Here is a 14,954-nt window from a genome sequence, read left to right on the forward strand (position 1 = left end):
CTGTTAACCCTTTGTTGCGGCTGTGTTGGGCCGCGACTCGAAATGCCTTCCTAGCGTCATCGACGTGCCAGTAACCAGTCACCGCCAGCGGGTTGCCGTGCTCGCCGATTCCGATACTCGATGGAAATGGGGCGCGCTCACCGCAAACCGCCTCGTATCGGACATCCGCCTCGACGGATTCCTCCTGCGCGGACGCGCCACCCCGACCCCCCGTCAACTCGACGAAGTGGGTGTACGGGCCGACTCGCTGCGCGAGGTCACCGGCGTCGAATTCCTGCGGACCGTCGCGGATTCAGCGTACGACGTCGTCGTTCTCGCCTGTGTGGGCGGGGCCGTCCAGGCGATGCTGCACGGACTGGCCCGCGCGACGGCTACCGCCGCGGCCGGCCCGGACGGGGTCCGCCGCAAGCGCCCCGTGGTCGTCACCGGCTACGTCGGCGTGGTCTACGAGAAGCTGGCCGACGGGCTGCTGCTCCGGCACGGGGCCGACCTCGTGCTCGCCAACTCCCGCCACGACGCCGAGCGGTTCCGCGCCGTCTACCGGGGGGTGAACGCGGGCACGGACAGCGTCGTCGAGACCGCGCTCCCCTTCCTCGGCGGCGCGCGCCACGACGAGCAGGCCCGCGGCGACCGCCCCTTCACCGTGGTCTTCGCCGCCCAGCCCTCCGTCCCGGAGAACCGCGCCGACCGCACGTACCTGCTGCGCCGGGCCGCCGCCCACGCCCGGCTGCACCCCGGCCGGGAGGTGCTGGTCAAGCTGCGCAGCAAGCCCGGCGAGCACACCACGCACATCGAGGAACTGCCCTACCAGAAGCTCGCCGCACGGCTGCCCGGCGGACTCCCCGACAACTGCCGCCTGGTCTACGGGCACATGGGGGAGGTGCTGGACCGCACCGACCTGCTGGTCACGGTCAGCTCCACCGCCGCGCTGGAGGCGCTGCACCGGCACATCCCGACCGCCGTCCTCACCGACCTGGGGGTCCGCGAGGCGCTGGGCAACCACCACTTCCTCGGGTCCGGCTGCCTGCTCTCCTGGGACGAACTGGACGCCGGGCGGACCCCCGAGGCGGACGCCGGCTGGCTCGGCCGGCAGGGCGTCGCCGCCGACGGCCCGTACGAGACGGCCTTCGACGCCGCCCGGAACCGGCTGGCCGAACTCGTCGCCGCGGACGGGCTCCCGCCGATCCGCCCCTACTACACCAACGCCACGGCGCCCGGCTATCTCCCCGGCATCCTCGCCCGGCACGCCCTGGACCCCACGGGCGAACCACTGCCCGGGGCGAGCGCCGAACCGCGCGAGGAGAGCGCCCTGCGCCGCGCCACCCGCGGCTTCGCCCGCGACGCGGCCCGCACCGCCTACCGGCAGGGCGTCCAGCGCGTGGCGCCCGCGATCCGCCGCTGGGGGCAGCTGTGAGCGCCATACCCGGGGCGGCCGGGCCGTCGCGCGCCGCCGCCGCGGGGCCGGTGACGCGCTCCGCACGGTCCGCCGCCGCCTCGTCCGCCATGGCCTCGTCCGCCACGGCCACCGCGCCGCCGCGGTCCACTCCCGCGCCGCCGGGCAGCCCCGCGCCGACGCCGATCCGGGCTGCCGGGACGCAGCCCGCCGAACTCCCCGAAGGAGCCGTGATGCCTCCCACCGTGCTGGCCGTCATTCCCGCGCGAGGCGGGTCGAAGGGCGTGCCCGCGAAGAACCTCGCGGCCGTCGGGGGCGTGCCCCTGGTGGTGCGGGCCGTCCGCGAGTGCCTGGCGAGCCGGATCGTCACCGACGTCGTGGTCTCCACCGACGACGCGGGCATCGCCGCGGCCGCCCGGGGCGCGGGCGCCGACGTGGTGCAGCGCCCGGCCGTCATCGCGGGCGACACCGCCACCAGCGAGGCCGCCGTGCTGCACGCGATGGACGCGCACGAGGCCCTGCACGGCCGCGCGGTCGGGACCGTGCTGCTCGTCCAGTGCACCAGCCCCTTCCTCGCCCGGGAGGACATCGACGGGGTGGCCGCCGCGGTCGCCGAGGACGGCGCCGACAGCGCGCTGACCGTCGCCGCCTTCCACGGCTTCGTCTGGCGCGAGGGCGACGGGACGGCCGGCCCGGCGGACGCCGCCGACGGCGACGCCAGCGGCGTCAACCACGACAAGTCCTACCGCCCGCGCCGCCAGGACCGGCCGCAGGACCTGCTGGAGACCGGCGCCGCGTACGCCATGGACGCCGCGGGCTTCCGCGAGGCGGGGCACCGGTTCTTCGGCCGCACCTCCCTGGTGCGCACCGACCCGGCCCGCGTGCTGGAGGTCGACGACCCGCACGATCTGGCCCGCGCCCGCGCGCTCGCGCCCCTGATGGACGCCCCGCGCCCCGGCGCACTCCCCACCCGCGACGACATCGACGCGGTGGTACTCGACTTCGACGGCACCCAGACCGACGACAGGGTGCTCGTCGACTCCGACGGACGGGAAATGGTCGCCGTGCACCGCGGCGACGGGCTCGGGATCGCGGCACTGCGCCGCTCCGGTCTCGGCCTGCTGATCCTGTCCACGGAGCAGAACCCGGTCGTCGCCGCACGGGCCCGCAAGCTGCGGGTCCCCGTACTCCACGGCATCGACCGGAAGGACCTCGCACTCAAGCAGTGGTGCGAGGAGCAGGGCATCGCGCCGGAGCGGGTGCTCTACGTCGGCAACGACGTGAACGACCTGCCGTGTTTCGGCCTCGTCGGCTGGCCCGTCGCGGTCGCCGGTGCGCACGACATCGTGCGCGGCGCCGCACGCGCGGTCACCTCCACCCCCGGAGGAAACGGCGCGATCCGCGAGATCGCCTCGTGGATCCTCGGCCCCTCCCTCTAGAAGAAGGAACTGACTCACATGAGCACCACCCCCCGTCTGCGCACCCTCGGCAACAAGACCGCGGGCCCCGGCAACCCCGTGTACGTCACGGGCGAGATCGGCATCAACCACAACGGTGACCTGGAGAACGCCTTCAAGCTCATCGACGCGGCCGCCGACGCCGGCTGCGACGCGGTCAAGTTCCAGAAGCGCACCCCGGAGATCTGCACCCCGCGCGACCAGTGGGACATCGAGCGCGACACCCCCTGGGGCCGGATGACCTACATCGACTACCGGCACCGCGTGGAGTTCGGCGAGGACGAGTACCGGCAGATCGACGAGCACTGCAAGAAGCGCGGCATCGCCTGGTTCGCCTCCCCGTGGGACACCGAGGCCGTCGCCTTCCTGGAGAAGTTCGACGTCCCGGCGCACAAGGTCGCCTCGGCCTCGCTGACCGACGACGAGCTGCTGCGCGCCCTGCGCGCCACCGGCCGCACGATCATCCTGTCGACCGGCATGTCCACCCCGAAGCAGATCCGGCACGCCGTCGAGGTCCTGGGCAGCGACAACATCCTGCTCTGCCACGCCACCAGCACCTACCCGGCCAAGGCCGAGGAGCTCAACCTCAACGTGATCAACACGCTGAAGGAGGAGTACCCGAACGTGCCGATCGGCTACTCCGGCCACGAGACCGGTCTGCAGACCACCCTCGCCGCCGTCGCCCTCGGCGCCGCCTTCATCGAGCGCCACATCACCCTCGACCGCGCCATGTGGGGCTCCGACCAGGCCGCCTCCGTGGAGCCGCAGGGCCTGCAGCGCCTCGTCCGGGACATCCGGGTCGTCGAGGAGTCGCTCGGCGACGGCGTCAAGAAGGTCTACGAGAGCGAGCTCGGCCCGATGAAGAAGCTGCGCCGGGTGCCCGGTGTCATCGCCGAGGGTGCCGACCGCGAGCCGGTCGCCGTCTGAACCGGCCGGAACCGCGCTGCCGGCGAGAAGCTGCCGCGCGAGAACACGAGGTGGAGCTCGGTGAGTACACCTGACGGGCCGCTGGGCCCGCCCCCGGAAGCGGCTCCGGCCCGGCGCACGCCGGCACCGGCGGGCCGCTTCCGGGGCCCGGACCGGGCGGACCGCTCCCCGGCGGACCGCCCGCCGACGGATTGCCAGGCGGCCCCGGGGGCCCCGGACGCGGGGACGCCGAAGGGCACGCCCGTCGCGGGGTCCCCGGCGCGAACCGTCGCGGGGACGCGGGCCGGACGGCGTTCCGCGGCGGGGGAGACGCTCGCCTTCGTGGAGAGCCCGGTCCAGCTCCTGAACGTGCTGGAGTGGGTGTACGCCGACCGCCGTCGGGCGGCCGGTCAGCACGAGTCGGGGCCGGCCTCGGCCGACGGCCGGATCCCCGCCCCCGCTTCCGGGGAGGCCGCTGTACCCGGGCCCGCTGCGGAACCCGGGCCCGGCGCCGCGCCCGGACCCCCCGCAGTCCCGGGGCCCGCCGCCGAACCCGGAGCCGCCGCGCCCGGCGACGCCGTGCGTCCCGCGCCGGACGGCGGCCGGCCCACCGCACCCGGCAGTGCGGTCCACCCCACCCCGGACACCCCGAACCCAGGCACCGCGAACCCGGACACCCCCACCCCGGACGCCACCGCCCCGTTCGCGCGCCGGGGCGCCGGGCCGTCCGGCAGCGGCGGCATCACCGTCGTCGTGCTCTCCCCGACCGACCCCATGACCCGCGGCCAGCTGCGCCGGATGGCCGAGCTCGCCCGGGACGAGGGGCTCACGGTGCGCTGGGAGGAGGCCCGGGGCGGGGCCGGAGCGCCCTTCCAGACCATCGGCTCGCTGGCCCCCGCGCTGCGCCGGGCCGCACGGATCGTCATCGGCGACCCGTTCTCCCGGTACGTACAGCTGCTGCTCACCCTCGCCCGCGCCCGGGACCTCGTCGTGGTGGACGACGGCACCGCGACCATGGAGTTCGTGGCCCAGCTGGCGCGCGGCGAACGGCTGGTGCGCTGGCACCGCACCGGGCGCCGCGGAGGGGCCCGCGAGGCCGTCTTCGCGCCGGTCGCCGCGGCGGCCCGGCGCCGGCTCACGCCCCGGCGGGGCCACCGCGTCGAGGTGTTCAGCTCGATGCCGGTCGAGCCCCCGGACGGCGTCACCGTGACCGGGAACGCGTTCGCCTGGACCCGGGCCCGCTTCGGCCCGCCGCAGCTCACCCGGGGATCCGACCTGGTCGGGACCTCCCTGGCGGAGACCGGGGTGGTCGACCTCGACCGCTACATCGAGGCGGTCGGCGCCCTGGCCCGGGCCCACGGGGCCACCCGGTACTTCGCCCACCGGCGGGAGAGCGCGGAGAAGCTGCGCCGGCTCTCCGAGGAGACCGGGCTGGAGATCGTCCGGCCCGACCTGCCGCTGGAGCTGATCGCCCGGCGCGGGCCCATCGGCCGGACGATCCTGAGCTTCCCGTCCACCGTGGTGCACACCCTGCCGCTGGCCCTGGCCGGAACCGAGGTGAAGGTGGCCGTCTTCGACATCGACCCGGCCTGGCTCACGGACACCGCGTCCCCCCGGGCCCAGGGGTTCCTCTCCGGAGTCACCGGCAGCGCCCGTGACGTGCACCGACTCGATTCGCTGCCCGCTTCGGCGCCCTGAGCGGTACGGCTCGGCGCCCTGAGCGGTACGGGGCGGGCGGTCGGCGGGGCCGGGCCACCGGCCGTACGGCGCCGACCGGACCGCCGAACGCACAGTCCCGTCTGATACCCGTCCAGGAGCGTGCTCATGCCGACCGGGACCGGTTTTCCTTCGCCTATCGGGCTGAACTTTTGTTGATCGAAGGGCAGTTGCCCGGTGTGCGGACGTACCCTTCAAAGGGTGAACCAACTGATGTCCGCCGACACCGATGCCGACCTGCCCGCAGACTCCGAACTGCCCGGGGTGCTCCCCGACGCACTGCGCACCGAGCTCATCGCCTTCCGCCGTGACCTCCACATGCACCCCGAGCTGGGCAATCAGGAGTTCCGCACCACCGCCGCGATCAAGGCGCGGCTGGAGAAGGCAGGGCTCAAACCCCGCGTCCTCGCGGTCGGCACCGGGCTCGTCTGCGACATCGGCACCGAGGAGGGCGGACGGCCCGTCGCGGGAGGACGGCCGCAGCCGCCGCGCCCGATGCTGGCGCTCCGGGCGGACATCGACGGCCTGCCCATCCCGGACACCAAGACCGTTCCGTACCGCTCGACCGTGCCCGACCGGGCCCACGCCTGCGGCCACGACGTGCACACCACCGTCGTGCTGGGCGCCGGGCTGGTCCTCGCCGAGCTGGACCGGGCCGGTCTGCTGCCGCATCCGGTCCGGCTGATCTTCCAGCCGGCCGAGGAGGTGCTGCCCGGCGGCGCCGCCGACGCCATCGACTCCGGCGTGCTGGACGGCGTGGGCCGGATCCTCGCGGTGCACTGCGACCCCAAGGTCGACGTCGGCCGGATCGGGATCCGTCCCGGCCCGATCACCTCCGCCTGCGACCGGCTGGAGGTCGCGCTCGACGGCCCCGGCGGCCACACCGCCCGCCCGCACCTCACCACCGACCTGGTGCTGGCCGCCGCCAAGGTGGCCACCGACGTGCCCGCCCTGGTGGCCCGCCGGGTCGACGCCCGGTCCGGCCTCGCCGTCACCTGGGGGCGCATCGAGTCCGGCCACGCCTGCAACGTCATTCCGCAGCACGCCGAGCTGTCCGGCACCGTCCGCTGCCTGGACCTCGCCGCCTGGCGCTCCGCGCCCGACGTCGTGCACGCCGCGATCGACGAGGTCGCGACGCTGCACCGGGCGAAGTCGCAGGTCAACTACGTCCGCGGGGTCCCCCCGGTGGTCAACGAGCCCGGCACCACCGAGCTGCTGCGCGACGCCATGGCTGTCCGGCGCGGCCCGTACGCCATCGAGGACACCGAGCAGAGCCTCGGCGGCGAGGACTTCTCCTGGTACCTGGAGCGGGTGCCCGGCTCCCTGGCCAGGCTCGGCGTCCGGCCGCTCGGGGACACCACCCGGCGGGATCTGCACTGCGGGGATTTCGACGTCGACGAAGGCGCGATCACGGTGGGAGTGGAGCTCTTCACCGCCGCTGCGTTGCTCGACGGACACCGACCGTGAGCACCCGTCGATCCCCGTAAGTACCTGGTCAACCGCCGTTCGCCTCGATCCGATAACGGGCTTCTGGAGAGGGTTTTATCGGGCATCTACGCGCGTTACGATGCGGCGAAACCAGCGCCGGAAGAGGCGCTTTCAGCCGAAGGGGAAGTCCTCTTGCGCCGGGTAACCAAGATCGCAGCTGCGAGTGTCGCCACCGCCGCGCTCGCATTCACCGCCACTGCCTGTGGGGAGTCGTCCACCGAGTCCGGTGGCAAGAACAAGGGCGTCGGGCTCGCCTTCGACGTCGGCGGCCGTGACGACCACTCGTTCAACGAGGCCGCCGCGCGCGGTGCCGACAAGGCCAAGAAGGAGCTGGGCGTCGGCCACAAGATGCTGACGGCCAAGAACAACGAGACCGAGGCCGACCGCGAGCAGCGGCTGACCTCCCTCGCCGAGGCGGGCTACAACCCGGTCATCGGCGTCGGTTTCACCTACGGCAAGTCCATCTCCAAGGTGGCCAAGGACTTCCCCGACACCACCTTCGCGGTCGTCGACTCGGTGTCCCCGGGCAAGAACGTCGACAGCATCGTCTTCTCCGAGCACGAGGGTTCGTACCTCGCCGGTGTCGCCGCGGCGCTGAAGACCAAGACCGGCAAGGTCGGTTTCATCGGCGGTGTGAACAACGCGCTGATCCAGAAGTTCCAGGCGGGCTTCGAGCAGGGCATCCGGGAGACCGACAAGAAGGTCAAGATCAGCTCGGAGTACCTGTACGCCAACAACGACAAGGGCTTCAACGACCCCGCCGCCGCCAAGGAGAAGGCCAAGGGCATGCTGGACCGCGGCATCGACGTGGTCTACTCCGCGGCCGGCCAGTCCGGTGCGGGCTCGATCGAGGCGGTCTCCGGCAAGAAGGGCGCCTGGGCGATCGGTGTCGACTCCGACCAGTACCAGCAGCCGGGTCTGGCCAAGTACAAGGACGCGATCCTGACCTCGGTCGTCAAGAACGTCGACGTCGGCGTCTACGACGTGGTCAAGAGCGTCAAGGACGGGAAGCCGCTGACCGGCACCCACGCCTACCCGCTCGACAAGGACGGTGTCCGGCTCGCCACCTCCGGCGGGTTCATCGACGACATCAAGCCGAAGATCGACGCCGCCAAGAAGAAGATCATCGACGGCGACATCAAGGTCGAGGACTCGCCCAAGAAGTGACCTCCGGTCGGCTCCGCCGACCCCGCGGGCTCGGCGGGAGTGACTGCTCTCGCCGGGCCCGCACGCTCGTGGGGAAACTACGCGCGTAGCGCCCCTCAGCAGCGCCGACGCCGCCGCCTCCCGCGATAGCGTCGCCTTCCCGCCCTCCCACACCGCTCCTTTCCGCCGAGGAGAGTGCGCCATCAAAGCGTCCACCAGCAGCCCCCAGGCAGACAGTGCCGCTGCCGTAGAACTCCGGGGAATCACCAAGCGATTCCCGGGAGTTGTCGCCAACCACGACATCGACATCACCGTCCGGCGCGGCACCGTGCACGCGCTCGTCGGCGAGAACGGCGCCGGCAAGTCGACCCTGATGAAGATCCTCTACGGCATGCAGAAGCCGGACGAGGGCACCATCACCCTCGACGGCGACACGGTGACCTTCCACAGTCCGGCCGACGCCATCGCCCGCGGTATCGGCATGGTGCACCAGCACTTCATGCTCGCCGACAACCTCACCGTCCTGGAGAACATCGTCCTGGGCGCCGAGAAGCTGCACGGCATCGGGGCCAAGGCCCGGGCGAAGGTCATGGAGATCTCCGACGCGTACGGGCTGAACGCCCGGCCCGACGTCCTCATGGAGGACCTCGGCGTCGCCGACCGCCAGCGCGTGGAGATCCTCAAGGTCCTCTACCGCGGCGCCCGTACGCTCATCCTCGACGAGCCGACCGCCGTGCTCGTGCCGCAGGAGGTCGACGCGCTCTTCGACAACCTGCGCGAACTCAAGGCCGAGGGCCTCACCGTCATCTTCATCTCGCACAAGCTGGGCGAGGTGCTGTCGGTCGCCGACGACATCACGGTCATCCGCCGCGGCACCACCGTCGCCTCGGTGCACCCGGCCGACGTGACGCCGAAGCAGCTCGCCGAGCTGATGGTGGGCACCGAACTCCCGTCGCCCGAAACCCGCGAGTCGACCGTCACCGACGTCCCGATGCTCGACGTGAAGGGGCTGCACCTGTCGGCCACCGACACCGACGGCGCGGTCCGCGCGGTGCTCGACGGCATCACCTTCACCATCCACAAGGGCGAAGTCCTGGGCATCGCCGGTGTGGAGGGCAACGGCCAGGCCGAGCTCGTCGAAGCGATCATGGGCATGCGCGACCCGGACGGCGGCGTCGTCACCCTCGACGGCACCGACATCTCGCACCTGCCCACGCGCCGCCGCCGCGAGGACGGCATCGGCTACATCCCCGAGGACCGCCACCGCCACGGCCTGCTCCTGGAAGCGCCGCTGTGGGAGAACCGCATCCTCGGCCACGTCACCGAGACGCCCAACGCCAAGGGCGCGCTGATCGACATCAAGGCCGCCCGCAAGGACACCGAGCGGATCGTCACCGAGTACGACGTGCGCACCCCCGGCATCGAGGTCACCGCGGCCTCGCTCTCCGGCGGCAACCAGCAGAAGCTGATCGTCGGCCGGGAGATGAGCCACACCCCGAAGCTGCTGATCGCCGCGCATCCGACGCGCGGTGTGGACGTCGGCGCGCAGGCGCAGATCTGGGACCAGATCCGCGAGGCGCGCCACGAGGGCCTGGCGGTGCTGCTGATCTCCGCCGACCTGGACGAGCTCATCGGGCTCTCCGACACCCTGCGGGTGATGTACCGCGGCCGCCTGGTCGCCGACGCCGACCCCGCCACCATCACCCCGGAGGAGTTGGGTTCGGCCATGACCGGCGCCGCCCGCGGCCACCTCGAGCACCACGAGGACCACCAGGAGGACGAGGGGGGCGAGAACCGATGATCAAGTTCGACAAGGACCGGGTGATCCTGGCCGTCGCCGCGCCGCTCCTCGCCATCGTCGCCGCGCTGATCGTCACCTCGCTGGTGATCGTCGCCGCGGGCGACGACCCGTTCAACGCCTTCCGGATCATGCTCGACTACGGCTCGAAGAGCGACAGTCAGGTCTGGATCATCAACAAGGCGGTCCCGTACTACCTGTCCGCACTCGCCGTGGCCATCGGCTTCCGGATGAACCTCTTCAACATCGGGGTCGACGGGCAGTACCGCATCGCGGCGTTCTTCGCGGCGGTCGTCGGCGGTGCCCTCACCCTGCCCGGGTTCCTCCAGATCCCGCTGATCATCATCGTCGCGATGCTGGTCGGCGCCGTGTGGGCCGGTATCGCCGGTGTGCTGAAGACGACCCGCGGGGTCAGCGAGGTCATCAGCACCATCATGCTCAACGCCATCGCGGCGTCGATCATCGGCTACTTCCTCGCCGAGGGACGGCTCGCGGAGAAGGAGGGGAACATCATCCACACCCCCTTCATCCCGGAGTCCAGCCACTTCTTCACCTTCCCGACGACCCCCAAGCCGGTTGAGGGCTTCATCGTCGTCGCGGCGCTCGCCGGAGCCCTCTACTGGTTCCTGCTGAGCCGCACCCGCTTCGGCTTCGACCTGCGCACGGTCGGCCAGTCGGAGTCCGCGGCCGAGGCGAGCGGTGTGAGCGTCAAGCGCATGGTCGTCGTCAGCATGCTGCTGTCCGGCGCCGCCGCCGGCCTCGTCGGCATGCCGACCCTGCTCGGCGTCTCGTACAACTACGGCACCGACTTCCCCGCCGGCATCGGCTTCACCGGCATCGCCATCGCGCTGCTGGGCCGCAACCACCCGATCGGCATGGCGCTCGGCGCGCTGCTCTGGGGCTTCCTGGAGCGCACCGGCAGCCAGCTCGAATTCGAGGGGTACGCCCAGGAGATCGTCGGCGTGGTCCAGGGCGTCATCGTCCTGTGCGTCGTCATCGCCTACGAGCTCGTACGCCGGTACGGGCTCAAGAGCCAGCAGCGCAAGGTGGGCGCCGAACTCGCCGCCCAGGCCCGCAAGACCGATGAGGCGGAGGTGTCCGCATGAGCGCGACCACGGCCACGACGCCGTCGCGGCAGCCCGGCAAGAAGCAGGGCGGACGCCGGCAGATCACCTACCCGGTGGTCCTGCTGATCATCGCCGGGGCGCTCATCGCGCTCTCCGTCCTCCGCGCCGTCACCGGCGCCGCGGACCTCACCTCCTCCGGCCAGTACAGCGGCGCCCTCGCCGCCGCGGTGCCGATCGGCCTCGCGGGCCTCGGCGGTCTGTGGGCCGAGCGCGCGGGCATCATCAACATCGGCCTCGAAGGCATGATGATGCTCGGCTCGTTCGGCGCCGGCTGGGTCGGCTGGCAGTACGGACCGTGGTGGGCGGCGGTCGCCGGCATCGGCTTCGGACTGATCGGCGGCCTCATCCACGCGGTCGCCACCGTCACCTTCGGGGTGGACCAGATCATCTCCGGTGTCGCGGTCAACATCCTCGCGCTGGGCTTCACCCAGTACCTGGCCAAGCTGTGGTTCGGTGCCGAGGGCAGCGCGGCCGCGGCGGCGGGCGGCAACGACAAGCAGTCGCCCCCGATGGACAACCTCTCGGCCTTCTCGGTCCCCGGCCTGTCCAGCGGGCTCGGCGACATCGAGAAGCACGACTGGTTCCTGGTCTCCGACACCGCCGGCATCGTGCGCGGCCTGGTCACCGACGTCTCCTGGCTGACCCTGATCGCGGTCGGACTCTTCGTCGGCACCTTCTTCGTGCTGTGGCGCTCCTCGTTCGGCCTGCGCCTGCGGTCCTGCGGCGAGAGCCCGGTGGCGGCGGAGTCCCTCGGCGTCAACGTCTACACCTACAAGTACGCCGCGGTGCTCGTCTCCGGCGGCCTGGCCGGCCTCGGCGGCGCCTTCATCGCCATCGGCACGCACTTCTACCAGGACGGCCAGACCGGCGGCCGCGGCTACATCGGTCTCGCCACGATGATCTTCGGCAACTGGCGGCCGGGCGGAGTCGCCCTGGGCGCGGGCCTGTTCGGCTTCACCGACAGCCTCCAGCTGCGCGGCGGCGGCCAGACCGTGCACGCGCTGCTGCTGCTCCTCGCCGTGCTGCTGCTCGCCCTCGCCCTGTGGGGGATGCGCACCGGCCGCCTCAAGCAGGCCATAGGAGGCGGCGCCGTCGCGGCGGGCCTCTTCGTCTGGTACGCGTTCACCGACACCGTGCCGGTGGAGATCGTGGACGCCACCCCGTACGTCGCCACGCTGCTCGTCCTGTCGTTCTCCGCACAACGGCTCCGGCCACCCAAGGCGATCGGCAAGGCCTACCGGAAGGGACAGGGCAAGTGACCGACTCCCCCGACTGGGAGGCCCTGCGGGAGCAGGCCCGGGACGCGATGTCCCGGGCCTACGCCCCCTACTCGGGCTTCGCGGTGGGCGCCGCGGCCCGCGTCGACGACGGGCGCACCGTGACCGGCTGCAACGTCGAGAACGCCTCCTACGGCGTCGGACTGTGCGCCGAGTGCGGCCTCGTCTCCCAGCTGATCGCCACCGGCGGCGGCCGGCTCACCGCCTTCACCTGCTGCGGCCCGGACGGCGCGGTGCTCATGCCCTGCGGCCGCTGCCGCCAGCTGCTGTGGGAGCACGGCGGGGCCACGATGCTCGTCGACACCGAGAGCGGCATCCGCCCGCTCCGCGACCTGCTGCCCGACGCCTTCGGCCCGGAAGACCTCAAACGACACGGCCCCGACCGCCAAGGAAAGAACTCCTGATGGACGCCATCACCGTGATCCGCACCAAGCGTGACGGAGGCCGGCTCACCGATGCCCAGATCGACTGGGTCATCGACGCCTACACCCGCGGCGAGGTCGCCGACTACCAGATGTCCGCGCTCGCGATGGCGATCCTGCTCAATGGCATGGACCGCGTCGAGATCGCCCGCTGGACCGCCGCGATGATCGCCAGCGGCGAGCGCATGGACTTCTCCTCCCTCGCCCGCCCCACCGCCGACAAGCACTCGACCGGCGGCGTCGGCGACAAGATCACGCTGCCGCTCGCCCCGCTGGTCGCCGCGTGCGGCGGCGCCGTGCCGCAGCTCTCCGGCCGCGGCCTCGGCCACACCGGCGGCACCCTCGACAAGCTGGAGTCCATCCCCGGCTGGCGGGCGCTGCTCTCCAACGACGAGATGCTCCGGGTGCTGGGCGACGTCGGCGCCGTCATCTGCGCGGCGGGCGACGGCCTCGCCCCGGCCGACAAGAAGCTGTACGCGCTCCGCGACGTCACCGGCACCGTCGAGGCGATCCCGCTGATCGCCTCGTCCATCATGTCCAAGAAGATCGCCGAGGGCACCGGCTCGCTGGTCCTGGACGTGAAGGTCGGCTCCGGCGCGTTCATGAAGAACCGCGAGGACGCGCGGGAGCTCGCCACCACCATGGTGGGCCTCGGCACGGACCACGGCGTGAACACCGTGGCGCTGCTCACCGACATGTCCACCCCGCTCGGCCTGACCGCGGGCAACGCGCTGGAGGTCCGCGAGTCGGTCGAGGTGCTCGCCGGCGGCGGCCCGGCCGACGTCGTCGAGCTCACCGTGGCGCTCGCCCGCGAGATGCTCGACGCGGCGGGGCTGAAGGACGCCGACCCGGCGAAGGCCCTGGCCGACGGCTCCGCCATGGACCACTGGCGCCGCATGATCGCGGCCCAGGGCGGCGACCCGGACGCCCCGCTGCCGGTCGCCCGCGAACAGCACGTGCTCACCGCCGAGTCCACCGGCGTCCTCACCGAACTCGACGCCTACGCGGTCGGCGTCGCCGCCTGGCGTCTCGGCGCCGGCCGGGCCCGCAAGGAGGACCCGGTGCAGGCCGGCGCGGGCGTGGAGATCCACGCCAAGCCGGGCGAGGAGGTCACGGCGGGCCAGCCGCTGCTGACCCTGCACAGCGACACCCCCGAGCGCTTCGAGTACGCCCTGGAGTCCCTCGCGGGCGCCCTCGTGATCGACGCCCCGGGCACGGCGTACGAGCGGACGCCGGTGGTGCTGGAGCGCATAGGCTGACCGTGCCGTCGGGCCCTGCCCCGACCTGCGCTTTTCCCATACGGGTGAACGGGACCGGTGGACCCCCGCCGGTCCCGTTCGGCATGCTGGGATCGGTGACGCACCGATTGAGGAGACCGCCATGAGCGCACTCACCGTCGACCACGGGCCGGAGAACGGCTGGGACGACCTGGTTCATCGCTGGGAGGAGATGGACTGGCCCGAGGGCTGCAAGGTGGAGATCATCGAGGGGATCATCACCGTGTCACCGCCGCCCGCCAACGACCACAACAGCATCGCCGAGACCGTCCAACGGCGGTTGTACACCGCAATCCCCGACACCTGGGGCATCTATCAGACTCTTGGGGTCTCGGTGCCTTCGCGTAGTGGTCTTTTTGTTCCCGACCTCGTGGTCGTCCCGAAGGCGGCACTGGAGGAACCGGGGCACTTCATCCCCGCCGCCCGGTCCGAGCTCATCGTCGAGATCACGTCCCGGTCGAATGCCCGGCACGACCGCGTCAGCAAGCCGGCGGGCTACGCACAGGCGGGCGTGCCGCTCTATCTGCTCATCGACGGCTGGGCGCCCGGCGGCCCCACCGTAACCCTGTACGGGGAACCGAAGGGGGACGTCTACCGCGTGCTGCAGGCCGGGAAGTTCGGGGACGCGGTCCAACTCCCCACCCCCTTCGACCTCGTTATCGACACCGGGAGATTCCCGGTCAGCTGACCGCGGGCACTGCCGGTCCCGTTCGGTGTTCCGCGAGTGCTCCGGCAGTGGGCCGCTCAGAGGCCCCAGCGGCGCCGGGTCCTTCAGCGGTCGGCCGTTTACGACCTGATCCGCTGGTAGGGGCCTCCGAATCCCACTGCCGGGGCCGCGTAGGGGAGCAGCGGGGCGGACCAGGCGCACCGAAGTCCCACGCCGCAACGCGAAGCGCCGGGCAACGCAAAGCGCCGGACTCCGCAGAGCCCGGCGCTGTGAGTGGACC

At 72.2% G+C, this 14,954-nt stretch carries 12 protein-coding genes; all 12 read left to right on the plus strand.

Features of this window, described 5'->3' with window-relative positions:
• Positions 1 to 97 precede the first annotated feature (97 nt).
• The 12 genes from ACFYYR_RS11760 to ACFYYR_RS11815 all read left to right on the plus strand — a co-directional run bounded on the left by ACFYYR_RS11760 (position 98) and on the right by ACFYYR_RS11815 (position 14,695).
• Complete coding sequence (locus tag ACFYYR_RS11760; protein ID WP_388850356.1) at positions 98 to 1,414, plus strand: DUF6716 putative glycosyltransferase; 1,317 nt, start codon at positions 98 to 100, stop codon at positions 1,412 to 1,414.
• Between the two features lie 212 nt (positions 1,415 to 1,626).
• Positions 1,627 to 2,832 (plus strand): cytidylyltransferase domain-containing protein, encoded by a 1,206-nt coding sequence (locus ACFYYR_RS11765; protein ID WP_388850222.1) that lies wholly within the window; start codon positions 1,627 to 1,629, stop codon positions 2,830 to 2,832.
• 18 nt (positions 2,833 to 2,850) lie between these two features.
• On the plus strand, positions 2,851 to 3,777 hold the full coding sequence (locus ACFYYR_RS11770; RefSeq protein WP_388850225.1) for an N-acetylneuraminate synthase family protein: 927 nt from the start codon (positions 2,851 to 2,853) through the stop codon (positions 3,775 to 3,777).
• Between the two features lie 321 nt (positions 3,778 to 4,098).
• Positions 4,099 to 5,454, plus strand: a complete 1,356-nt coding sequence (locus tag ACFYYR_RS11775; RefSeq protein WP_388850228.1) for a hypothetical protein — start codon at positions 4,099 to 4,101, stop codon at positions 5,452 to 5,454.
• Between the two features lie 231 nt (positions 5,455 to 5,685).
• Entirely contained in the window at positions 5,686 to 6,939 is a 1,254-nt protein-coding gene (locus ACFYYR_RS11780) for an amidohydrolase (protein ID WP_388850359.1), read from the plus strand.
• A 153-nt stretch (positions 6,940 to 7,092) separates the two neighbouring features.
• Complete coding sequence (locus ACFYYR_RS11785; protein ID WP_388850231.1) at positions 7,093 to 8,127, plus strand: BMP family protein; 1,035 nt, start codon at positions 7,093 to 7,095, stop codon at positions 8,125 to 8,127.
• Between the two features lie 181 nt (positions 8,128 to 8,308).
• Positions 8,309 to 9,907: an ABC transporter ATP-binding protein gene (locus tag ACFYYR_RS11790; RefSeq protein WP_388850361.1), complete on the plus strand. Its 1,599-nt coding sequence runs from the start codon at positions 8,309 to 8,311 to the stop codon at positions 9,905 to 9,907.
• Positions 9,904 to 11,010: an ABC transporter permease gene (locus ACFYYR_RS11795; RefSeq protein ID WP_388850234.1), complete on the plus strand. Its 1,107-nt coding sequence runs from the start codon at positions 9,904 to 9,906 to the stop codon at positions 11,008 to 11,010. The genes ACFYYR_RS11790 and ACFYYR_RS11795 overlap by 4 nt, the downstream gene beginning before the upstream one ends.
• Positions 11,007 to 12,290 carry an ABC transporter permease gene (locus tag ACFYYR_RS11800; protein ID WP_388850236.1) on the plus strand — a complete coding sequence of 428 codons (1,284 nt, stop codon included), beginning with the start codon at positions 11,007 to 11,009 and terminating at the stop codon, positions 12,288 to 12,290. Before ACFYYR_RS11795 ends, ACFYYR_RS11800 begins: the two co-directional genes overlap by 4 nt.
• Complete coding sequence (locus ACFYYR_RS11805) at positions 12,287 to 12,712, plus strand: cytidine deaminase (RefSeq protein ID WP_351511021.1); 426 nt, start codon at positions 12,287 to 12,289, stop codon at positions 12,710 to 12,712. The genes ACFYYR_RS11800 and ACFYYR_RS11805 overlap by 4 nt, the downstream gene beginning before the upstream one ends.
• Complete coding sequence (locus ACFYYR_RS11810; RefSeq protein WP_388850239.1) at positions 12,712 to 13,989, plus strand: thymidine phosphorylase; 1,278 nt, start codon at positions 12,712 to 12,714, stop codon at positions 13,987 to 13,989. Before ACFYYR_RS11805 ends, ACFYYR_RS11810 begins: the two co-directional genes overlap by 1 nt.
• 121 nt (positions 13,990 to 14,110) lie before the next feature.
• Positions 14,111 to 14,695 carry a Uma2 family endonuclease gene (locus ACFYYR_RS11815; protein ID WP_388850242.1) on the plus strand — a complete coding sequence of 195 codons (585 nt, stop codon included), beginning with the start codon at positions 14,111 to 14,113 and terminating at the stop codon, positions 14,693 to 14,695.
• The last annotated feature ends 259 nt before the right edge of the window (positions 14,696 to 14,954 follow it).

Origin of the sequence: Streptomyces sp. NPDC001922 (genome assembly GCF_042891165.1) — a bacterium.
Classification (GTDB): domain Bacteria; phylum Actinomycetota; class Actinomycetes; order Streptomycetales; family Streptomycetaceae; genus Streptomyces.

Bases quoted from the DNA above. Each gene is read 5' to 3' on its own strand.
- ACFYYR_RS11765 (WP_388850222.1), top strand. From the start codon at position 1,627: ATGCCTCCCACCGTGCTGGCCGTCATTCCCGCGCGAGGCGGGTCGAAG.
- ACFYYR_RS11770 (WP_388850225.1), top strand. From the start codon at position 2,851: ATGAGCACCACCCCCCGTCTGCGCACCCTCGGCAACAAGACCGCGGGC.
- ACFYYR_RS11795 (WP_388850234.1), top strand. From the start codon at position 9,904: ATGATCAAGTTCGACAAGGACCGGGTGATCCTGGCCGTCGCCGCGCCG.
- ACFYYR_RS11800 (WP_388850236.1), top strand. From the start codon at position 11,007: ATGAGCGCGACCACGGCCACGACGCCGTCGCGGCAGCCCGGCAAGAAG.
- ACFYYR_RS11810 (WP_388850239.1), top strand. From the start codon at position 12,712: ATGGACGCCATCACCGTGATCCGCACCAAGCGTGACGGAGGCCGGCTC.
- ACFYYR_RS11780 (WP_388850359.1), top strand. From the start codon at position 5,686: ATGTCCGCCGACACCGATGCCGACCTGCCCGCAGACTCCGAACTGCCC.
- ACFYYR_RS11815 (WP_388850242.1), top strand. From the start codon at position 14,111: ATGAGCGCACTCACCGTCGACCACGGGCCGGAGAACGGCTGGGACGAC.